This is a genomic window from Undibacterium sp. GrIS 1.8, from assembly GCF_040544445.1.
Classification (GTDB): Bacteria; Pseudomonadota; Gammaproteobacteria; order Burkholderiales; family Burkholderiaceae_D; genus Undibacterium.
Genome location: NZ_JBEONQ010000001.1, coordinates 169536 through 190365 on the forward strand (window position 1 = coordinate 169536; position 20830 = coordinate 190365).

The window sequence follows — 20830 nt, forward strand, 5'->3', positions numbered from 1 at the left end:
TTCTTAAGTTCAGCCATACGCGAAATTAGGTTACTGCTAAGAAGCACTTGCAAGCTGTAAATTTGCTAAACCAAGTTATTTAATGCCACCTAAAAACGTAGCCGTGTATTATCCAACATTATCAAATTATTATCAATGCTTGATATGTTTCGGCGCATCTAAGCTATTCTCGATGCCACATTCGAGTAATGCAAAATGCGGTTTAAATTTGTGTTCTTATCTTTAGCTTTGATCAATATGTGTTTAATAAGAAAAGTAAAATTCTACGCAATCGACAATCTCAAACGCCACCCCCTTAGGTCATCAATAGGTCATAACTACGAATTACCATGACGCGTTTTTAACCTGTCATTTTATTCAAGGCCTTGTCATGCAAAACCCTGATCTTGTTCGTCGCTTCCCACGTCAACTTCCGCTAGTATTGGCGATTAGTGCGGCGCTTGCGCTGGTTGCTTGTGGTGGTAGCAATAGCGATAGCACTAGCAATTCTGCCCAAGCGGATGTAGCTTTGGTGGTGCCGTCAGCACCTGCTGATTTAGGTTTTGTTGATACTGCGCCGGTGCTGGCGTCGGTGCCGGCGTTTGTCGATAATGTGGCGAGCAATCAGCGTGGTGATGCGCGCTATGCGACCTTGGATACCAATGCGGGTGTGCGCGTGCTGGCAGGTTTTAAAACCATCTGGCAACCGCTGACGGACATTGTGGATGCGGGTGTTTCTGCTCCGGCAGTTGGTAATTTCCCTGCTGTGATTCCCTCGGTCTGGACTGGCCTGCCAAATGATGGCACAGCGGGCGGCACGATTTTGAACAGTGCCGTACACAATGCCAATATCCAATATGTGGTGACGGCAACGATGGCGCGTACACCAGCGCAAGAGTTGGCTGCGTATCTGGATGATCGACGTGGCAAGGGTTATAGCGTCAGTGACGGTATGGGGCCGCTGACGACGGCCTGGCGTGCAGCGGCGCAGCAAACGACCAGTATTACTGCAATTGCAGCCGATGCGACAACGGTTTTGTATAACGATACCGGGAATAATATCGGCGTCGGTGGCAGTGCCAATGCCGCATTTGGTAGCGTGGTCGATTTCATCAGTGCGATGAGTAATAATGGCTCTACCGAACCGGCCAAGCGCTTTTATAAGTATGCCCGGCCTTACCGCTGGAGCAGTAGCGTCGTCGTTGTGCCTGCATTAGTTCCGGCAAAAAGCAACACGCCGCCGACTGATGGCGGTTTTACCAGTGGCCACTCAGCCGAGGCAACGCGTGACACCGTGGCGATGGCGTACGCCGTCCCGGAACGTTTTCAAGAGATTCTGACGCGCGGTCTGGAATTGGGCGAAAACCGGATTCTCGCTGGTATGCACTCGCCGCTGGACGTCATCAGCGGTCGTATGCAAGGCCAGGCAGTGGTCGCTGCCAATTTAGTCGATCCCGCCAACGCGACTAAAAAAGCCGCCGCCGTCACGCAGGCGCACGCCACGTTGATGGCGCAAACCAGCACCAGCAGCGATACCTTTAATGCCTTTGCCCATTCCGGTACCGTTGCCACCGATCGCTTTGCCGATTACGCGACGAACAAGGCAAATTACCTGCGCCGCATGACTTACAGCTTTGCACCAATTGCTGCAACCACTACGCCTGCCGTGGTACCAAAAGGTGCAGAAGCTTTGCTGGAAACCCGCTTGCCGTACCTGAGCGATGTGCAACGCCGAGTCGTCTTAAAAACCACTGCGATTGCATCCGGCTACCCGGTGATGGACGATGCAGAAGGTTGGGGGCGCTTGAATTTGTTCGCGGCAGCAGATGGTTATGGCGTATTTACCGGCAATGTGGTGGTTGTGATGGACGCCAGCCAGGGTGGCTTCAGCGCAATGGATAGCTGGCGCAATGACATCTCTGGCGCGGGTAAATTACTCAAGCAAGGCAGCGGCACTTTAAAACTGACAGGCAACAATAGCTGGACTGGCGGCACAGAAGTGAACGCAGGCGTATTAGAAGCGGACTCGGTATCTGCTTTGGGCAAAGGCGATGTGTATGTCAGCGGCGGCACATTGGTGAGCAACGCCACAGGTGCAACTACCGTCTCTGGAAAATATACGCAGTTGGCTAACACCACTCTGGAGCTGGATTTGGGCAGCGGCCAGCAAGGCCGGTTGACCGCCACTGGCGTCATCACTATTGCTGGCGGCACCCTGCGTATTAAATTTCAAAACGGCTATAAACCAGCCGTCGGCGACACGCTGAACATCATCACCGCGGCAAGCTTTAAAGGTAAATTTACCAGCATCGTCGTCGATGGTTTTAGCGCCACACCGATTTATACCGACACGGGTTTGCAGTTACGCTTGGGTGCATAGTTGAGCGTTTAATTGCTTAAGAAAATAGCTGGGTGGCAGGTGCGGGTAGGTGCGATTAGCGGAACGTAATCGCATGATTACTGAGCTACAAAAAGTGAAGTGGTACGCGCCTACTCGATGATCATGCACACCGCCATCAGTCTACCCCGCACACGGACTTGTTCAAAATCCGACATACTCCTAAAAATCAGTCAACACTCAGGAGAATAAGGATGTCCGTAAGCACTCGTATGCCAGCAATTTTTTTCGGCCACGGCAGCCCGATGAATGCATTGGAAGATAATCGTTATACCAAGGAGTGGTACGCGCTTGCTCAACGTTTTCCGCGTCCTAAGGCCATTTTATCGGTGTCGGCGCATTGGACTACACGTGGCACGGCGGTGACGGCGATGGCTGCGCCGCAGACTATCCATGACTTTGGCGGATTTCCGCAAGCCTTGTTTGATGTGCGTTATCCCGCACCTGGTAATCCGGCATTGGCTGCGCGGGTTGCGGCTTTATTGGCACCGCTGCCGGTGTTTTTAGATCAGCAATGGGGGCTCGATCATGGCACCTGGTCTGTGTTGATCAAAGCTTATCCCGCTGCCGATATTCCGGTGCTGCAATTGAGTTTGGATGTGACCCAGCCAGCGGCTTTCCATTTTGAGCTGGGACGCAAATTAGCTGCCTTGCGTGAAGAGGGTGTGATGGTGATCGGTAGCGGCAATGTGGTGCATAATCTGCGCCGCATGGACCCGCAGTCGCTCGGTTACGACTGGGCCGTGCGCTTTAATCAAGCGATGAAGCAAGCCATGCTGGACGACGATTTTGATACGGTGGTGAACTACACCGCCTTGGGACAAGACGCCAGTTTGTCGGTACCAACCTCAGAACACTTTTTGCCCTTGTTGTATGTGCTGGGGGCAAAAACGGCAGAAGATCAATTGGAAATTACGACCGAGGGAATGGAGCTGGGCGCGATTAGTATGATGTCGGTGGTAGTGGCTTGATTTAACGAGGAGATCTATATACTCCCCATTATTTTTAGTCAATATGGCTAATTGTCCAGGTTTTATCTGGACAATTAAAATATACCCAGTGGGAGTAATCTTAATTCGTGCTTGTGTTCGGATTGAATTTTGATGATTTTTGCTGAAAGCTTAATTCTTTCGAATGTCATTCCAGCGTGGGTTTAGCTGGAATCCCGTGTCGTTATTCTGAGAATGGGATAGCAACTTGGAGGCCAAGTGGTCGCGCAAAAAACGTCACTGGATTCCGGCTAAACCCATGCCGGAATGACGCACTAATGAGTGCTTACGCGGGCTAGTTTAGATGGCTAATTGAGCTGACTACTTAAACCAGACACTTCAGCCAGATCCTTAAGCTGGTTTAGCCGGCAGTGTCAGCTTCACTTCTAATCCACCTTCGCTTAAATTAGCTAACTGCACACTGCCGCCATGTTGCTGGGCGATGTTTTGGGCGATAGTTAAACCTAATCCGGTACCGCCGGTATCGCGTGAACGTGATGTCTCTGTGCGGTAAAACGGCTCAAACACTTTTTGTAATTGATCTGCCGGAATGCCAGCGCCACCATCGCGGATGAAGACGTGCATCAATTTGATGCCGGTATCGCTGCTGGTTTCTAAGGTGACTTTGGCGTGATGACCATATTTGACTGCGTTATCAATCAGGTTGGTCAGACAACGACGCAATGCCTGTGGTCTGGCCATGACGGTGATACCAGATTTGCCGTTGAAACTGACTTCCTGTCCGGCATCGGCGGCATCGGCACAGACACTATCAAGCAGCGAATCCAGATCAAGAGGGCGCAGCGATTCATTGTTGTCCATACTGCGCGCCAGATCCAGACCTTCTTTGACCATAGTTTGCATCGCCGACAAATCACCGATCAGCTTATCGCGCAACTCGGTATCGCCGACTTTTTCCAAACGCAAACGCAAACGTGTCAACGGTGTTTGCAGATCATGGGTAATTGCTGCCAGCATGTGAGTGCGTTGCTGGATGTGTTGGCGTATGCGACCTTGCATAGAGTTAAAAGCTTTGGTCGCTTGCAGGATTTCTGTCGTGCCGACCTCAGGCAAAGCCGGGCGATTAATATCTTTACCAAGATCGGTCGCGGCTTGTGCCAATTGGCGCAATGGTTTTACTGTCATGCGCGATACCAAAAACGCCAGTACCGCGATACAGCTCAAGAATAAAAATAAATAAAAGATGAAGTCAGGACGCAAAGGAGGCAGTGGTCCACGCGGAGGCAGTACCGTCAAACGCAGTGTTGTACTGTCATGCAGCTTGATAATCAACTCTTCACACGTGCCTTTTAACGCGGTTGTTTCTGCCGGAAGACTCAGACATCCCTCCGACTCTGGCGGTAAAGAAAAAACCTGAAATGTCTTACCTAAACGTTCACTCAAGGCCGCGGCATACGCAGAGCGCGGACCTTCATTAGAGACTTCTGCGGGTAGTGTAGTTACCCGCAAACCCAGGCGTGGCGCAGTCGCTAAAAAAGCATCGCGATTGGCTGCTGGCAGCGCATCCATCGCTAGCAGCAATTGCTCGGCGCGCTCTACTGCACGTGAATCACGGAATTGCTCTATGGTTTTTTGACGTTCGCCAAACGCCAGCCACCAGGTCAGCGCAGTAGAACTCACTACACCCAGCAACAGGATGCCAAAAATCCTGCCTGACATCGACTTGATAATGGTCATGCTCCATGCTCCATCGTGACGTTGACCGATAGCACATAGCCGCCGTTGCGTACGGTTTTAATAATTTGTGGCGAGCGTGCGTCTTCCCGCAGTTTTTGCCTCAAGCGGCTGATCTGAATATCGATAGAACGATCAAACGGATCAGCGTCACGGCCATGCGTCATGTTTAACAACTGATCACGATTAAGGATGCGGTTAGGATGATCTAAAAATATATTCAGCATGCGGAATTCTGCGCCGGACAAAGCGATCACCATGCCCTCCGGGCTGACCAGATGGCGCGCCTTCAGATCAAGTGTCCAGTCAGAAAATTTTAAGCGCTGCACTTGCTCGCCATTGCTACCCAATGTCATAGACTGAGTGCGACGCAGCACGCTGCGTATGCGTGCTAACAGTTCGCGTGGCTCAAACGGTTTTGGCAAATAATCATCTGCCCCCATCTCCAGGCCGAGTATACGATCCAGCGGCTCACTTCTGGCCGTCAGCATAATGACGGGCATCATAGATTTAGCACGTAAGTTACGGCACAAGGTCAAGCCATCATCGCCAGGCAGATTTAAATCCAGTACCACCAGATCAACCTGATTGCTATCCAAGGCCGCCCACATTGCATTGCCATCAGCAGCCATTAAAGTGGAGTAACCATGACCATCCAGATAGTCGGCCAACAGGCTACGAATGTCGCGATCGTCATCAACGATCAATATTTTGCTTGGAGTATCCATGGTTCGTATTATGAAGTCCTGACTGCAAAGAAGGCATGTGATTTTGTATCGTCTTGTTATGATAAACCGAGAACGACACAATGCGACACACCCGATCGCATTCTCGCCACTGATTGTTACACAGCGATACAAAGCAGATTGCCGCCGACACTTGCCAGTTACATCACTGCGCCAACATAAGCCGCATGTGCAAGTCACATAGGCAAGTCAAATGCACAAATCACATGTGGAATTCACATGTGGAAGTCACAACGAGCGACTTATCAAAAACGTATTCAACTACTTGGTAGTAATCTAAAGAGGAACATCATGGCACCAATAAAAAATCCGATCGCCATCGCGCTTGCCGCTATCAGCATGTGTATTGCCATCGGCGTATCTGCCCAAACAGCACCAGCAGCACCAACATCGGCTGCTGCTGTACCACCGCCGCCACAGCATCAAAAAGCGGGGATGGATCAGGCTAAATGGGCTGAAAAAATGCAAGAGCGTATGACAAAACATATCGCAGAATTGCATGACAAGCTTAAGATCACTGCAGCCCAAGAACCTGCCTGGAAAACCTTCATTGAGTCGATGAAACCAAGCATGCCGCCGGGTACGCAAGCGATGCGACCAGATCATAAAGAAATGGATAAATTAAGCACTCCTGCCCGTATGGAAAAAATGCTGGAGAAACTGAAAGAACATGAGGCGATGATGCAAACGCGTCTGACATCACTCAAAACTTTTTATGCGGTCTTGACACCAGAACAGCAAAAAATATTTGATGATAGCCATCGCCAAATGATGCATCGCTGGAGTAAAGGCGGTCATGGAATGCAGCACGGTATGGGTGATATGGGAGGTATGCACCGTCCGCCTATGCCAGACGGCACGATGCCTGATCATCCACCGATGCCAGCAAAGTAAGGTTTATATCGAACGGTTTTTGCTCACTATTTTTGTGGAGACTAAAATTAGTTAGTACATAAAAAAGGCTACGCGGATGCATATCTGCGTAGCCTTTTTTTATTCATATTCTGGAATATTTTATTTTGTTAATTTGCTGCCTTCATCATCAATCCTCAATCCGTAACCCTTGTTCATGAACTAAAATTTAAGCAAAACGTCGCGATGCATCCAAGGCCAAACCAGAGCCAATGCTGCCAAACAAATCTCCCTCGACTTTTTTAGCGCCCGGCACTATCGCTGCGATCCGGTCACGCAGCCCGCGCACACCGCTGGAACCACCGGTAAAAAATACCGTGTCCACATCCGCCGCAGCCACACCCGCATCGGCTAGTACCTGACTGACCGTCGCACCAATTTGCGTCATCAAATGAGAAATCGCTTGTTGAAACCCATGCTGCTCCAGCGTTAATATGCAGGGTGCAGACGAAGGTAATTTTGTGCGTAAGCGCTCCAGCGCTAATTCAATTTTATCGTTATCCGACAGCAGGATTTTAGCTTCTTCTGACTTGATCGCCAGCCAGTGACCATCACGCTCTTCTACCAGATTGAGCAAACGCTCGAACCGTATCCGCAAGTCTGCATCACTGATCTCGCGGTACACGTCTTGCAGTTCACGGCTGACTTTTTGGGTATAGACCAAATTAATCGTGTGCCAAGTTGCCAGATTAAAATAGTAGCCCGACGGAATATCACTATTCCCCAAGCGGCCACCCAAACCGAGTAAAGGCATCACGTAAGCCAGACTCAGGTATTTATCAAAATCGGTACCGCCAATATGCACACCGCCGTTACCTAAAATATCGTCCAGCCGATCAATCCGGCTGCTGCGTTCCGGTGACAAACGTACCAAAGAAAAATCTGAGGTACCGCCACCAATGTCGGCGATTAAAACTAACTCTTCTTTATCAATACGCGACTCGTAATCAAACGCTGCTGCGATCGGTTCGTACTGGAATTGAATGTCCTTAAACCCGGCAGTCCTTGCGATATCTTCCAGCGTGTTTTGTGCGATCCGATCGGCTGCTTTATCATCATCAATAAAATGGACTGGACGTCCCATCACGACCTGACTAAAAGACTGCCCTGCAGATTTTTCGGCACGTCGTTTTAGCTCACCGATAAATTGCGCCAGCAGTTGGCGGAACGGCAAAGCCCGTCCCTGCACTTCGGTCTGACCTTCCATCAGGCTGGTGCCCAACAAGCTTTTCATCGATCGCATCAGGCGACCTTCGTAACCAGACAAGTAGGTAGAAAGTGCAGCGCGACCGTAGCTGACTTCGTCCTCATCGGCGTTAAAAAACACGACGGAGGGCAAGGTCACTTTATCGTCTTCTAGCGACAGCAACGAGGATAAATTTGCTGATGAACTCGGCAGACCAGCGTGTTGAGTCTGACCGGCGCGGTGCCAACCTACGGTTGAATTGGATGTGCCGAAATCGACTCCACAAGCATGCAACATGTAAATCCTGAATAAAAAACGGGGGAATAAATTAAAGCGAATCAATGCAAGCAATCACCACTTTCAAGAGCATTCAACACAGAGATCATCATGAAAAACTAACTAGTTCTATAGCTGCTCACTAGTTGTAAGACTGTCGTTGATGGTACTGCTATCGCGGTTTTCTGAACTTCTTGAGGCTGCTATGGCGTGCTGGCATCTACTTTAATGCGTACTACTAATAACTGGTCGATACGATAATGATCAATATCGACTACCTCAAATTTGTATCCGCTCACCATCACGCTATCGGTCCGTTTGGGGATTTTTTTGAGCATCGTCATCATGAAGCCTGCAATAGTCTCATAGCTACCCTGCTCTGGTAAAGTGTCGATTTGCAGTGCTCGGCAGACATCCTCTATCGTCGTGGCGCCATCAATCAGCCAGGAGTTGGCATCGCGCTGGACGATCTGATCTTCCATAAACGGATGCACCAGATTACCCATCAAGGTGCTGAGTACATCGTTTAAAGTAATCACGCCAACGACCAGCGCATATTCATTCAAAATCACGGCAAAGTCTTCCCGCGTGCCTTTAAATTGCTCCAGCATGTCCGATAAGGTGAGCGAGTCCGGTACCACCAATGCGGTACGTAACGACAATTCTTGTACTTTAGAAAACGCCTGATTGGTCAGCACACGTTTCAGAATGTCTTTCGATTCAACATAGCCGACTACGTGATCAATCTGGCCGTCACAGACCAAAAACTTGGTGTGCGGATGTTCTGCAATTTTCTGGCGTATCACTACATCACTGTCTTGCAAACTGAAATACACAATACTGTCGCGCTGGGTCATGGCGGACGGTACGGTACGACTTTCCAGCTCAAATACATTGCCGATCATATGATGCTCGCGCGCCTGCAATACGCCAGCCTCGGCACCGGCATCAACCATGGCATAAATCTCATCGGAGGTAATCTGATCGTCACGCGTGGTGGAGACATTAAACAGATTAAAAAATAAAATCGACAAGCCATTAAATAACCAGACCAGCGGTTTGAATAAGCGCACGCACCATAACATCGGGACAACGACGGCCATGGCGACAGTTTCTGGCGCGGTCATCGCTAACCGTTTGGGCATTAAATCGGCGAACAAAATAAACAAGGAGGTCACAAAGATAAAGGAGGTTAAAAAACTCGCGGTGTCGACCCAGCTGTTTAATCCAAATACTGAATGAAACACGCTGGCAAAATACGGCGTCAAGGCTTGTTCACCCAAAATACCGCCCAAGATAGCGACCGCGTTCAGACCAATTTGTACGACCGTAAAAAAATGTCCCGGATGCCGTTGTAATTCAAGCACACGTCCGGCACGTAATTCGCCCTCGCTTTCTAATATCTGCAACTTGACTCTGCGCGCCGCCGCGAGAGAAATTTCTGACATAGAAAAAAAAGCACTGATAGCGACCAACAAGACAATGATCAAAAAGTGGTCAAACAAAGCCATATTTACTCCAAAACTGGTTCGATACTGAAATTTCCAGCGACAATCATATACTATTGTTCCTCTGTAAAATCGCTAGAAAGCCCGACTGCATGAGTACCGAATCCACTTCCCCCACCCAATCTACATCACCACAGCAACCGCAGCCGCCAACTTCTGCTGCGCCGTCCTTTTTGCCGACGAATATCCGCTTTGTCCTGATTACGGTATTTTTGGATATTTTAGGTATCGGCCTGATCATTCCGGTGCTGCCGCGACTGGTAGCCAGTTTTACAACGCAACCCGATATGCAAGCCTATTGGTATGGCTTGATCGTGGCGATTTATGGCGTGATGCAGTTTTTTTGCGCCCCGATTATCGGCGCGCTGAGTGACCGTTTTGGTCGTCGCCCGGTGTTACTGATTTGTGTGTTCGGTCTGGGTTTGAATTTTCTCTTGATGACCCTGGCGACTTCTATTTTCTGGTTGCTGTTTGTGCGTGCCTTGGGTGGTGTCACGGCAGGCAATCTGTCGGTTGCCAGCGCTTATATTGCAGATTCTTCTGCCCCGTCGGAACGCAGTAAAGCCTTAGGTAAAATTGGTGCGATGTTTGGACTGGGATTTATTTGCGGCCCGGTATTAGGCGGCGTGTTAGGGGAAGCCAGCATTCACTATCCATTTTATCTGGCAGCAATCGTCTCGCTGGCGAACGTGGTGTATGGCTACTTCTCTTTGCCAGAATCCTTGTCGCCGGCTAATCGCAAACCTTTTTCTTTGAAATCTGCTAATCCGTTTTCTGGCTTGTCGGGTCTGGCACATTTACGCGGCGTGGGGCCTTTGGTATGGGTGTATGCGCTAACCATGTTTGCTCAGTTTACTTTGCAAACTACCTGGGTGCTTTCGACCGAATTGCGGTTTGGCTGGTCGCCAATGCAAAATGGCTTTTCTTTATTTTGCGTCGGAATTTCCAGCGTGATTATGCAAGGTGTCTTTTTGGGACGCTATATCAAACGGGTCGGTGATGCTAACGCGGTGATGTTTGGACTGACATCGTCCTGCCTGTCGCTGAGTCTGTATGGTTTGGTGACGCAGGGTTGGATGATGTATGTGCTGATTTTGTGTAACGTGCTGGCGTTTGCGACTGGTCCGGCATTGCAAGCGATGTTCTCACGTGCGGTTGATGCGCGTTCGCAAGGCACGGCGATGGGCTCGCTAACCGCGCTGGCCAGCATCATGAGTGTCTGCGCAACGCTGGCCGGTACTTCGCTACTTGGACAGGTCAGCCATCAGGCCAAAGGTAGTATTTTGCTGGGAGCGCCGTTTTTTATGGCGGCAGTGGTACAGGCAATTGCGCTGGTTTTAGCAACACGGTATTTATCTAAATCCAAAGTAGTTTCACCTTAATGTTGAATTAAGCTTAAGGCTTAAGATTTAATATACTCCCCCTCATTTTTATCAATAATGGCTGATTGTCCAATGATTCTCTGGACGATTTAATATACATAATGGGAGTATATTAAATATCACTCTGCTGAAACGTTAGCGTTTACTGCTCGTGCAGGTATGGTATCGCAATTGGTTTTGCGTAAGTTTGAGTAACTTCGGCTAAGTTCTATTGTAATAATGTATTGCTTGATGAATACTTTAAAATAAATTGATGTAGGCAAACCAGGTTAAATATAGACTCGATGTAAACGCAATCTAGACCCACGCAGGCGATATTCCATGATCCAAACTGAAACTCTGGTGTTATGTATTCTGATCCTGCAAACCTTGCTGCTGGTCATGCGGGTGGTTGTCTTTTTCGGTCGCTTCCGTGACGGCATCGCACAATGGACCGTAGCTGGCACGATTGAGGTTGCGATGTGGGTCATTATTATTGCCCTCGGCAAGCTCAGTCCGGCGCTGGTCGGACATATCGCACTTTGTGGTTTCGTCATTGGCATCAGCTGCCTTTTGCTTAGCTTGTGTAAATTTTTTTCCGCGCCTGATAATCCCACCTTGACTTACGCCCCGGTAGCAATCGCGCTGGCGGCTGTCGCGCTAGGTTATTACGAAGCTGATCTGGCATCGCTATTACTAAACCTCATGCTGGCGGTGCAATCAGCACGCTGCGTGCTCATCATCTTGAGCAACCCGCAGGAAGGTATTCACCGTTCTTGTTATCTGTTGATGCTCGGCTTTGCGATATTTTCGTTGACGGCTATCGGACGTGCCGGCCGCATCTGGATACCTGATGGTGCCGCTGGCGATAGCCTCAGACAAGCGTCGGTCATGCTGAGTCTGATGTCGGCTTTTATCACCGGTATCTTGATTAATATTGGTCTCTTGCTGTTGCATCAGGATCGTGCCTGGCACGAACATCGCCGTCTAGCAATGTCTGATCCTCTCACGGGCTTACTAAACCGGCGTGCGCTTGAACTAGCCGCCGAGCGCGAAGTTGACCGCGCCCGGCGTCAGAAATCGCCACTCTTTGTCGCCATGTTAGACATCGATTATTTTAAAAAATTGAATGACACTCTCGGGCATCAGCAAGGCGATCAGGCGTTGAAATTATTTGCCCAAGTAGTCCAGAGTCAGATCCGCAAAACCGATGTGCTTGCGCGCTATGGCGGCGAGGAATTTTGCCTGATCTTGCCAGCCGGTAGCGAAGACAGCACGCTAAAAATCCTGCAACGAGTCCGTGATGAGCTGGAATCCACACCGCTAGAACCGTATAACGCCGTGTTGCGGTTTAGTGCCGGTGTCAGCGTCTGGTACCCCGGAGAATCGAATATCGATCTGGCAATTGCGCGCTCTGACGCGGCGCTGTATCAGGCTAAACAACAGGGACGTAATCAAACTGCTGTGGCACTATCGGCATTAAATATTGCGTCGACTTTCAAGACCGCCACGATGTAAAACAGACGTAGCTGCCGTGAATAAAAAAGGGATGAGCAAACGTCGCTCATCCCTTTTTATCTTAATACGCTGATCGTTGCCAGCAAGCTGGCAAACATGAGAATCAGGTTTTTAGCGACCGGTCGTCATATGCAAATTCACAGGCTTGCTGTTATGTTCTTCAACATCGTTGTAAGCATCAACATCATCGCTCATATCGTTATTTAAACGCTTTTGCATTTTGACGTTGTCGACATCATTACCCCATTTTGCAACTACGATCGTTGCCACGCCGTTGCCGACCAGATTAGTTAATGCGCGGGCTTCTGACATAAAGCGATCAATACCCAAAATCAGCGCCAGACCTTCAACCGGAATCGTGCCTGTCGATGACAACGTTGCCGCCAGGACGATAAATCCACTGCCAGTGATGCCCGCAGCACCTTTAGAGGCGACTAACAAAAATATCAGCAGAGATATCTGGTGACCGATAGTCAGCGGCGTGTTGGTCGCCTGCGCAATAAAGACCGCGGCCATTGTCAGATAAATCGCCGTACCGTCCAGATTAAATGAGTAACCGGTAGGGATCACCAGGCCGACTACGGATTTTTTAACGCCGAGTTTTTCTAACTTAGCAATCATGCCAGGCAAAGCGGATTCTGATGAAGAAGTGCCGAGTACGATCAGCAATTCTTCTTTGATGTACTTCACAAATTTCCAGATACTAAATCCGTGGAAATAAGCGACGGTACCTAACACGCCAAAGATAAAGATTAGGCAAGTGATATAGAACGATGCCATCAGATAACCCAGCGACAGCAATGAGCCGACACCGTATTTACCGATGGTGAATGCCATTGCACCGAAAGCGCCGATTGGTGCTGCCTTCATGATGTAACCAACAATCACGAACAAGACATGGGAAGTCTTTTCGACCATATCAAACACCAGAGTACCGCGACCGCCAAAGCGATGCAAAGCAAAACCAAACAGTACCGCAACGACTAAAATTTGCAGAATATCGCCCTTGGCGAAGGCATCAAAAATCGTGCTCGGGATCATCGCCATCAGGTATTCAACGATGCCTTGTAACTTACCTGGACCGGCATAGGCCAAGGCTTCTTTGGCGTTGAGCTTGCTCAGATCGACGTTCATACCTGCGCCCGGCTGCAAGACGTTGACGACGACTAAGCCGATGATCAATGCGAGCGTACTGACGACTTCAAAATACAACAAGGCCATGCCGCCGGTCTTGCCGACTTTTTTCATGTCTTCCATGCCAGCGATACCAACGACCACGGTGCAGAAAATAATCGGTGCGATCATCATCTTGATGAGTTTAATAAAACCATCGCCAAGTGGCTTCATGGCAGCGCCGGATTCTGGGTAGTAATGACCTAGTAAAACACCGAGAATAATCGCGGTGATCACTTGAAAATAGAGTGACCGGTAGAGCGGTGGCTTCTTCATCTGCTGTCTCCAATAATTGTTATAGTAAGTCGATGGCGTGGATGATTTTGCCATGACAATGATGAGGATTTTTATCCTTACTCATAACATTATCAAAAATCGCAGAGGGCGTGGCAATTGTGGGTTTCCACAAGATTGCACTCTGAACAAGTATTTACATCTTTGAGGTTGATTACTTAGCGACAAATCGCCTCTAAGCGGCAGCATGTTGCTGCTGGCGATCCTTACTCTGCTGTCGCTGTGCCAGCGTCGTGATGATTTGCCCTAGCTGGCGCAGCGCATTATCTAATTCCTGCGTGAAATGCATACCGCAATTTAAGCGTAAAAAATGGTTGAAACGATTTGAGTTGGAATACAACAAACCAGGCGAAACCAATATCCCTTGTTCCAATGCCGCCTCAAATACCGCCTGTGACGACAGTTGATGCGGCATTTCTACCCAAACAGAGATACCGCCATCCGGTACCGTCAGGCGCGTGCCTTCAGGAAAATACGCGGCAATAGCTTCTGCGGTGCGCTCGCGTTGCTGACTCAGAATTTGACGCAAACGGCGTAAGTGACGGTCATAGGCGCTGGAGTTAATAAATTCCGCCAGCACAATTTGCGACCATTCTTCGTTGTAACGGGTATGAGCATATTTCAGCATGCTGACCCGCGCATGCCAGCGTCCTGCCACCATCCAGCCCACCCGCAAACCCGGTGCCAGAATTTTATGCAGGGATGCACAATAAATGACGTTGCCGGTTTTATCCCAATGCTTGGCGCTGGTCGGTGCGGCGTCAGCCTTGACCAAGGCACTGTAAGAATCATCTTCAATCAGCGGGATTTGCTGCTCTTCGCATAAGGCGACCAACCGCTGTTTGTGGCTATCCGGCATAATGCTGCCTAAAGGATTTTGCAAATGCGGCACCACCACCACGGCCTTGATATTGTCGTAAGTTTGCATTGCCAGTTCTAGCGCTTCAATCGAGATGCCGGTCTGCGGACTGGTTGGAATCTCCAGCGCCTTCATACCCAGACTCTCCAGCACTTGCAGCAGTCCGTAAAACGTGGGCGACTCCACCGCAATGATGTCACCCGCCTGTGCCACAGCTCGTAGCGCTAGATTTAAGGCCTCGATGCAGCCCAACGTTACCACTACATCATCCGGCTTGATACTCATGCCTATGCCTAGCGCACGCTTCGCCAAAGCCGCTTTCAGTTCTTTATTGCCACCGGGTGAGATCGCCTTGGTCAATAATTGTGGACGATGGCGTAGCAAACGTATCGCCAGATTTTTTAACTCTTCTTGCGGATATAAGTCAGGTGCACCTGTCGCTCTGGCAAGATTGATTTTAATTGGCCGCTGACCTTGCGAGATGATGGCAGATACACGCTCGTGGATGCCGACAAACTGTGCCGGATCGATGGGCGCATTGATTGCCGGTTCTGTCGCTGGCACCAGATTAATACGTCTTGGCTGCCGTACAAAGTAACCAGAACGCGGGCGCGCCTCCAGCCAACCTTCCGTTTCTAGCTGACGACACATTTGCAAGGCCGTCGACAAGCTGACCGTATGTAATTGCATCAGCTTACGTACCGATGGCATACGGTCGCCGATGGCCAGGGTGCCCGCCTTGATCGCCGATAAATAATGCGCTGCCAATCGCCGGTATAAAGGCAATGGTAAATCGTCGCCCTGATCCGATGTGTGTGTTTGAAATGTGCTGTGTTTTTGCATACAACGATGATCCTCTCAGCCATGCAGACTGAACAGATACAGTTAGGGTGAATAGACACAATAACAGATACCAAAAACCTGGCTTGTACCGATGCAGTCTGTACTTTCTTGTGTCTGTTATGTGTGCTTGCTGTGGCCTATCCTGATGTTACTCACCCGATGAGAATTGATAGATAAGGAAATACCATGCATATCACCACCTTGCAGTCCAAACAGACTTACCAGGTTTATGTCGCGGCTGGTACGTTGCTACATTTAAGTCTTGGTCAGATCGCCATTCAAACTGCCCCATCAGGCATAGACGCTTACGTATATTCAACACAAATCAGTCTGCCGGAAGGCTGCGTATATACCGTAGAGCGCAGCGGCTGGATACAAATCCATGCACAACAACGTAGTGAGATTTTGATGCAACTGCCGGAGCCCAACATAGCCGTCAGGTTCTGGCGCATATTAAGAGCAATTGCAATCCGCCGCATACCAAATAGCACCGGCAGGCGTCGTCTGAATTGATTATTCAGAAGTAAAAATTTTAAATGTTGTGTTGAATTGAAGGTGCAAATCAAGCTTGATCGAATTAAAATTTGGATTGAATCATTTCAGTCCAATTCGTTTCAATTTATCACGCCACTCCATGACCATCAAACTCAAAACAGAAGTACAAGAACGCCTGATCGGCTCCATCCGTCGCTATGCCTCAGAGAATTTGGAAGAAGACATGGGCGATCTCAAAGCCAAACTATTTCTGGATTTTTGTCTGCAAGAAATCGGCCCCAGTATCTACAATCAGGCGATTGCTGATGCCCAAAATTATCTGCAAGAAAAGACGACTGAGATGGATGGCACTTGCTATGAAGCTGAGTTTAGTTACTGGACTAAATCAGTCGGACGCGGTCGCTCATAGTGCCTTCCAGCAGGCCTTATAACGGTCGCACCGGGATGCATAACTCGCAATCAAATACGCCAGTGACTTCATCGAAACTGGAGCCAACCGGATAGTATTCAAAACAGGGGCGGTCATCACACTGTAGCCCGCTGGAGGGCAACCAGCCTCTGAATAACGTTATCCATACGTCGCTGATCTCGTCAACAGTACCGACAAATTTGCTCACTGCATAACGACCACCTGGCAAGGTCGTCAACATGGCGTGTCCTGTAGCGACATAGTCTGCCCCTACCTCCACTCCGGCGTCATAACGGCATTTGTCTGCCGGAGTAACGCTAGGGTCGTCAAGCCCGATGCCATAAATAGGTTGAGGGCCAAGATTTTGTGCAAGTAACCAGGGATAAAAACTGGTTCTCCAAAACTCACTGACTGCGATACCGTAAGGTCCGATTTTGCGTAAATAGGCAATCTTTGCCGCTGGTAGTTCAACTAATTTGACGTCCATGTGGTTCTCCTTTATTGATAGTTTGGAGATACCATCTTGGTCGAATTGATGTTGCAAGGCCTGATCAGGATTGCGGTCGACCTGACTCAAATTGCGGTTCTGGTTTTTTATACTGGCTAATTCGGTAGCCCATCGTTGAGTAGTGTCACGTTGCCATGCGCTGGGTGAGCAAGAAAATTGTAGTTTGAAGGCGCGGGCAAAGGCTTCGCCTGAGCTAAAACCGATGGATAAAGCCACGCTTAAGATAGACAAGCGCGGCTGAGCGGCCAGCTTTACGGCAGCAGACTCTAGACGCCGGCGGCGCAAATAATCGCCCAAGGTCTCGCCCATCCAGGCGGAAAAAATACGGTGAAAGTGAAATGGTGAAAAATGCGCGACTTCAGCCAACGTATTCAGGTCCAACGGCGCATCAAGGTGTGCATCAATATAATTGAGCACCTTGTTCATGCGCTTAGAATATTCGGCGAGGCTGGTTTGTGGCGATGACATGGGTGACTGTCACATTTAAAATAAAATAAAAATGCTCGTCAATTTGTAGGCCGCAACGAGTAACTAGCGGTTATCCTCGAAAAACTCTTTCATCATAAAGTTCTCTAACTCCGCCGTATCTTGTGGACGTGCAGAGAGATTGACAATCCGTCCTAAGCGACGTGATTCCCAGCTGAAATCGCCCTGGTATTCTTCGCGGATCAGCACGATCATGCGACGAATGATGGCTATGTTGATATCGCCGCCCAATCCTGCATCGACCTCGATGGTTTTTTTGAAGCTGTTTTGTCTGCTTGGCTTCCATCCGCGGAAGGTGAACGTCGCCATGCGTACACTTTTATGCGTGATCTCGAATACGCCGCTAGTGCCTTCACGTCCGTTCGCCCGTTGCATGCTGCGCCGGACATTGGCTTCGGCAACTTCTTGCGGACTCATGCCTTTATTGCCTTGCTTGACGGCATCGGCGTTTTCTTGCGCGGCGGCTTCTTCTGTCGCACGACGACGCTCACGAGCCGCGTTGAGCATGCTCATCATATCTTGTTGCGGGGCGGCGTCTGGCGGCGGTGTTACCGGGTTGGGTGTTGGCGTATCCGCAGCAACTACGGGTGTTTCTTTGGGCTGCGTGATGGCCTTATTGGGGCGATTAGGTTGCGCCTGCTTTGGTTTAGGCGGGGCTTTTTTCGGGACTTTTTGCTTTTCGCCCTCAGCCATTTTGGCTACGGTGGCTTTATCCAGTATCAAATTGATGGCGGCGGGTGTTTCTGTCTCGCCTTGCTTCTGAATAACGGTCTTATGCGTGAGAATAAAATAAAGCAACAGGGCGTGAATCAAGAGTGCCAGCAGGATTGCTAAGCCATTTCTTGGACGAAAGCGAATATGCAAATCAATTTCGCCCGGTACCGCCAATTCATCTTGATTGTGCTCTAAGTAAAACTTCATTTATAGATAAGGCCAGACTGTAAAAACGAAAAATTCTGAATCGGCAAGGATAACCGAAAGGTGACTAAACACTTGTAACAAATTTTGTTTCTGAATTGTGTCAAAAGCGACTTTAGAAACTTGAAGCATTTACAAATATCCAAACCAGCCCAAACCAGCACCGATCGCTAATAACCAAAGCAAATGTAATCTGGTGCGCCATACCACTAAGGCGCAAACGGCTGTCATGATCCAAAGTGGCCAGGCAGGGTGGGCTAATGCGGAAGAAGATGACGACGAGCTTGATCCGCTCGCCATAATCCAGCCTGTTGCCAGCAATAATCCAATTACGATAGGCGCTAAGCCTAGCTTAAACGCCCGTACCGCTCGCAAATTACGATTTTTGTGCCCCCAACGAGCCGCGTTGTACGTCAGCGTTGCGCTGGGCAGCATGATTCCCAGCATGGTAATCAAGGTACCGAGCGGGGCATACCAGCTGTTGCCAGTATTCATCCCGATATTCCAGCCCATTAAGGCAATAAACAGTACATTGGGGCCAGGCGCGGCTTGGGCAAGCGCTACCGAGGAATTAAATTGCGCTTCGCTCAACCAGTGATTTTGAATCACCAGATAACGATGCATTTCAGGCAAGGTAGAAATCGCGCCGCCGACCGACAACAATGACAACATCAGATAATGCAGCAGCAAATGCAGCCAATCGCTAGCTTGCATGGTGATGCTGTTAAGGTGATTAGCGACATCAGTACCAGTAACACCAGCAACACCAGCAACACCAGCAACAACGGTGGTCACTACAGCACTCATTTGCCGAGCTTTCTATACGCGGTGACGCAGGCAATCGAGCCTAGTCCAAGCAAAATATAAGCAAGTGGCAGGTGCAATAAGGTAATGCCAACAAAACATAAGACACAAAGTGCACCGCATAAGCGCAAACCCAGTGGATTACTTTTTAGCGCTGGCAGCAAGCGTAAGGCGGAGGCAATAATCAAACCTGCCGTGACCGCACTCATACCGCGCAAGGCACCCGCAACACCGGGGTGGTCTGCGATCCGGGCGTACACCAGTGCGAGTAGCAAAATGATGATTAAAGGTACGGTCAGCATGCCTGCCAATGCTGCCAGTGCACCTGGCAGACCAAAAGAACGGCTGCCGATCATTAAGGACAAATTAACCACATTGGGGCCCGGCATAATCTGCGCTACGGCCCAGTCTTCAATATATTCTTCCCGCGTCAGCCAGCGCTTACGTTCGACCAGCTCCATCTGCACGATGGCTTGTACGCCCCCAAAACCTTGCAGCGCCAACCAGGTGAAGGAGAAGAAAAGATCCGCAACAGAGCGAGGTTCGATCTGGTCTGTGCTCATAAAATACGATCAAGGGTCGATTGTGATGGAAGTCTTCGACGCGGGTTTCTGACAAGAGTTTTCTAGGCAAAAAAGAATATACTCCCCTATTTTTCTCAATAAATATGCCAATTGTCCAGACTTTAATTGGACAACTAAAAAGTACTGGTGGGGAGTACAGTCATAGTCTGAAGTGGCAATCAGAACCGCGTTTTCAACTTCCAAGGGCAAAGAATGATGCTTAATTTGTCCGGTGTGGTTGCGCATTATCCCCGCCAACACGGGTTCGATAGCGCAAACAGTGAAACGTTCCTCACCAATTGATTAAAAAATCGAGCGTTATTTTTTAATCAGTTCGCGCTTTTCGTTGTTCAATTTATCCTCGCGCCGGTGATGCGCCCGCAATCTGGCGCGCCATTCGCCCAACGCTGTTAGCGCCCCCTGGAATTCACGCTCTATCAAATCCGCTTCATCATTGGTAATCACACCATCCAACAGTGCTGCGGATACTGCCTCGGCAACGCCGCCGACCTGGCTCATGACGCGACACACGGTTTGCGACAAATCATCGTCGCTGATGTGATCTGGCTCCGGCACGATAAACGCTGCCATCCCATGCCGCCCCAACAACGCATGCAGCGGCAGCAGCGCATCTTTTACGCCGGCCTCGCGGCACAACTCCACAATTTGCGACAACTCTTCAAACGACGGGTAATGCGACTCAATGCCAGGTGCCAGCTTGTTACGTAACACATTCACCGATACCTGCATGCGTGCTGCCAACGCATCCAGACCACCGGGATAAGCACGCGCCACTTTATACAGGGCATCGTGCTGATTCATATTCGAGTATTTGCGCGTCATGGTGATTTTCCCTTTTTATTACCGATGCGTTTTGTGTTTTTGATCACTATGCTTCCGTTCACAAGAT

The 20830-nt window shown here is 49.5% G+C and carries 18 protein-coding genes; 7 read left to right on the top strand and 11 right to left on the bottom strand.

Going from position 1 to position 20830, the window contains the following annotated elements:
• Positions 1-370: 370 nt before the first annotated feature.
• Positions 371-2359, top strand: coding sequence for an acid phosphatase (locus AAKU64_RS00740; RefSeq protein WP_354360856.1), 1989 nt, complete (start codon positions 371-373; stop codon positions 2357-2359).
• A 212-nt stretch (positions 2360-2571) separates the two neighbouring features.
• Positions 2572-3348, top strand: a complete 777-nt coding sequence (ygiD, locus tag AAKU64_RS00745; RefSeq protein ID WP_354360858.1) for a 4,5-DOPA-extradiol-dioxygenase — start codon at positions 2572-2574, stop codon at positions 3346-3348.
• 369 nt (positions 3349-3717) lie between these two features.
• On the opposite strand, the gene AAKU64_RS00750 is transcribed toward ygiD, so the two are convergent.
• A complete protein-coding gene (locus AAKU64_RS00750) occupies positions 3718-5064 on the bottom strand; it encodes an ATP-binding protein (protein ID WP_354360860.1) in 1347 nt (448 codons plus the stop codon).
• Entirely contained in the window at positions 5061-5789 is a 729-nt protein-coding gene (locus AAKU64_RS00755; RefSeq protein ID WP_354360862.1) for a response regulator, read from the bottom strand. The genes AAKU64_RS00750 and AAKU64_RS00755 overlap by 4 nt, the downstream gene beginning before the upstream one ends.
• 309 nt (positions 5790-6098) lie before the next feature.
• Here AAKU64_RS00755 and AAKU64_RS00760 point away from each other — a divergent pair, with 309 nt between their 5' ends.
• Positions 6099-6701 (top strand): Spy/CpxP family protein refolding chaperone, encoded by a 603-nt coding sequence (locus tag AAKU64_RS00760; RefSeq protein ID WP_354360864.1) that lies wholly within the window; start codon positions 6099-6101, stop codon positions 6699-6701.
• A gap of 187 nt (positions 6702-6888) precedes the next feature.
• On the opposite strand, the gene AAKU64_RS00765 is transcribed toward AAKU64_RS00760, so the two are convergent.
• Both AAKU64_RS00765 and paeA read right to left on the bottom strand, forming a co-directional pair.
• A complete protein-coding gene (locus tag AAKU64_RS00765; RefSeq protein ID WP_354360866.1) occupies positions 6889-8202 on the bottom strand; it encodes an Hsp70 family protein in 1314 nt (437 codons plus the stop codon).
• Positions 8203-8384: 182 nt separating this feature from the next.
• A complete protein-coding gene (gene paeA, locus AAKU64_RS00770) occupies positions 8385-9692 on the bottom strand; it encodes a polyamine export protein PaeA (protein ID WP_354360868.1) in 1308 nt (435 codons plus the stop codon).
• An 89-nt stretch (positions 9693-9781) separates the two neighbouring features.
• Here paeA and AAKU64_RS00775 point away from each other — a divergent pair, with 89 nt between their 5' ends.
• Both AAKU64_RS00775 and AAKU64_RS00780 read left to right on the top strand, forming a co-directional pair.
• Positions 9782-11071, top strand: coding sequence for a TCR/Tet family MFS transporter (locus AAKU64_RS00775; protein ID WP_354360870.1), 1290 nt, complete (start codon positions 9782-9784; stop codon positions 11069-11071).
• A 321-nt stretch (positions 11072-11392) separates the two neighbouring features.
• Positions 11393-12568, top strand: coding sequence for a GGDEF domain-containing protein (locus tag AAKU64_RS00780; RefSeq protein ID WP_354360872.1), 1176 nt, complete (start codon positions 11393-11395; stop codon positions 12566-12568).
• A gap of 111 nt (positions 12569-12679) precedes the next feature.
• Here the strand turns inward: AAKU64_RS00780 and AAKU64_RS00785 are convergent, their stop codons facing one another.
• The gene (locus AAKU64_RS00785) at positions 12680-14017 is read right to left on the bottom strand and encodes a dicarboxylate/amino acid:cation symporter (RefSeq protein ID WP_322121665.1); all 1338 of its coding nucleotides are present in this window, start codon (positions 14015-14017) and stop codon (positions 12680-12682) included.
• A gap of 193 nt (positions 14018-14210) precedes the next feature.
• The gene (locus tag AAKU64_RS00790) at positions 14211-15737 is read right to left on the bottom strand and encodes an aminotransferase-like domain-containing protein (protein WP_354360874.1); all 1527 of its coding nucleotides are present in this window, start codon (positions 15735-15737) and stop codon (positions 14211-14213) included.
• A gap of 186 nt (positions 15738-15923) precedes the next feature.
• On the opposite strand from AAKU64_RS00790, the gene AAKU64_RS00795 reads away from it, so the two are divergent.
• Together AAKU64_RS00795 and AAKU64_RS00800 are read left to right on the top strand one after the other, a co-directional pair.
• On the top strand, positions 15924-16250 hold the full coding sequence (locus tag AAKU64_RS00795) for a hypothetical protein (RefSeq protein WP_354360876.1): 327 nt from the start codon (positions 15924-15926) through the stop codon (positions 16248-16250).
• A 121-nt stretch (positions 16251-16371) separates the two neighbouring features.
• Positions 16372-16641 (top strand): DUF2164 domain-containing protein, encoded by a 270-nt coding sequence (locus tag AAKU64_RS00800; RefSeq protein WP_354360878.1) that lies wholly within the window; start codon positions 16372-16374, stop codon positions 16639-16641.
• A gap of 16 nt (positions 16642-16657) precedes the next feature.
• On the opposite strand, the gene AAKU64_RS00805 is transcribed toward AAKU64_RS00800, so the two are convergent.
• The 5 genes from AAKU64_RS00805 to AAKU64_RS00825 form a co-directional block, all read right to left on the bottom strand.
• Complete coding sequence (locus tag AAKU64_RS00805; protein ID WP_354360880.1) at positions 16658-17617, bottom strand: AraC family transcriptional regulator; 960 nt, start codon at positions 17615-17617, stop codon at positions 16658-16660.
• Positions 17618-17680: 63 nt separating this feature from the next.
• Positions 17681-18556, bottom strand: coding sequence for a hypothetical protein (locus tag AAKU64_RS00810; protein WP_322120767.1), 876 nt, complete (start codon positions 18554-18556; stop codon positions 17681-17683).
• A 129-nt stretch (positions 18557-18685) separates the two neighbouring features.
• Complete coding sequence (locus AAKU64_RS00815) at positions 18686-19267, bottom strand: chromate transporter (protein ID WP_354360952.1); 582 nt, start codon at positions 19265-19267, stop codon at positions 18686-18688.
• Positions 19268-19356: 89 nt separating this feature from the next.
• Positions 19357-19920: a chromate transporter gene (locus AAKU64_RS00820; RefSeq protein ID WP_354360881.1), complete on the bottom strand. Its 564-nt coding sequence runs from the start codon at positions 19918-19920 to the stop codon at positions 19357-19359.
• Between the two features lie 318 nt (positions 19921-20238).
• Positions 20239-20763, bottom strand: coding sequence for a phage regulatory CII family protein (locus AAKU64_RS00825; RefSeq protein ID WP_354360883.1), 525 nt, complete (start codon positions 20761-20763; stop codon positions 20239-20241).
• Positions 20764-20830: the final 67 nt, after the last annotated feature.

Excerpts from the sequence above, each read along its gene's own strand:
- AAKU64_RS00765 (WP_354360866.1), bottom strand. The coding sequence starts at position 8,202 with ATGTTGCATGCTTGTGGAGTCGATTTCGGCACATCCAATTCAACCGTA.
- AAKU64_RS00750 (WP_354360860.1), bottom strand. The coding sequence starts at position 5,064 with ATGACCATTATCAAGTCGATGTCAGGCAGGATTTTTGGCATCCTGTTG.
- AAKU64_RS00820 (WP_354360881.1), bottom strand. The coding sequence starts at position 19,920 with ATGAGCACAGACCAGATCGAACCTCGCTCTGTTGCGGATCTTTTCTTC.
- AAKU64_RS00815 (WP_354360952.1), bottom strand. The coding sequence starts at position 19,267 with ATGCAAGCTAGCGATTGGCTGCATTTGCTGCTGCATTATCTGATGTTG.
- AAKU64_RS00805 (WP_354360880.1), bottom strand. The coding sequence starts at position 17,617 with ATGTCATCGCCACAAACCAGCCTCGCCGAATATTCTAAGCGCATGAAC.
- ygiD (WP_354360858.1), top strand. The coding sequence starts at position 2,572 with ATGTCCGTAAGCACTCGTATGCCAGCAATTTTTTTCGGCCACGGCAGC.
- AAKU64_RS00780 (WP_354360872.1), top strand. The coding sequence starts at position 11,393 with ATGATCCAAACTGAAACTCTGGTGTTATGTATTCTGATCCTGCAAACC.
- AAKU64_RS00825 (WP_354360883.1), bottom strand. The coding sequence starts at position 20,763 with ATGACGCGCAAATACTCGAATATGAATCAGCACGATGCCCTGTATAAA.
- AAKU64_RS00790 (WP_354360874.1), bottom strand. The coding sequence starts at position 15,737 with ATGCAAAAACACAGCACATTTCAAACACACACATCGGATCAGGGCGAC.
- AAKU64_RS00785 (WP_322121665.1), bottom strand. The coding sequence starts at position 14,017 with ATGAAGAAGCCACCGCTCTACCGGTCACTCTATTTTCAAGTGATCACC.
- paeA (WP_354360868.1), bottom strand. The coding sequence starts at position 9,692 with ATGGCTTTGTTTGACCACTTTTTGATCATTGTCTTGTTGGTCGCTATC.
- AAKU64_RS00755 (WP_354360862.1), bottom strand. The coding sequence starts at position 5,789 with ATGGATACTCCAAGCAAAATATTGATCGTTGATGACGATCGCGACATT.
- AAKU64_RS00800 (WP_354360878.1), top strand. The coding sequence starts at position 16,372 with ATGACCATCAAACTCAAAACAGAAGTACAAGAACGCCTGATCGGCTCC.
- AAKU64_RS00760 (WP_354360864.1), top strand. The coding sequence starts at position 6,099 with ATGGCACCAATAAAAAATCCGATCGCCATCGCGCTTGCCGCTATCAGC.
- AAKU64_RS00740 (WP_354360856.1), top strand. The coding sequence starts at position 371 with ATGCAAAACCCTGATCTTGTTCGTCGCTTCCCACGTCAACTTCCGCTA.
- AAKU64_RS00775 (WP_354360870.1), top strand. The coding sequence starts at position 9,782 with ATGAGTACCGAATCCACTTCCCCCACCCAATCTACATCACCACAGCAA.
- AAKU64_RS00810 (WP_322120767.1), bottom strand. The coding sequence starts at position 18,556 with ATGAAGTTTTACTTAGAGCACAATCAAGATGAATTGGCGGTACCGGGC.
- AAKU64_RS00795 (WP_354360876.1), top strand. The coding sequence starts at position 15,924 with ATGCATATCACCACCTTGCAGTCCAAACAGACTTACCAGGTTTATGTC.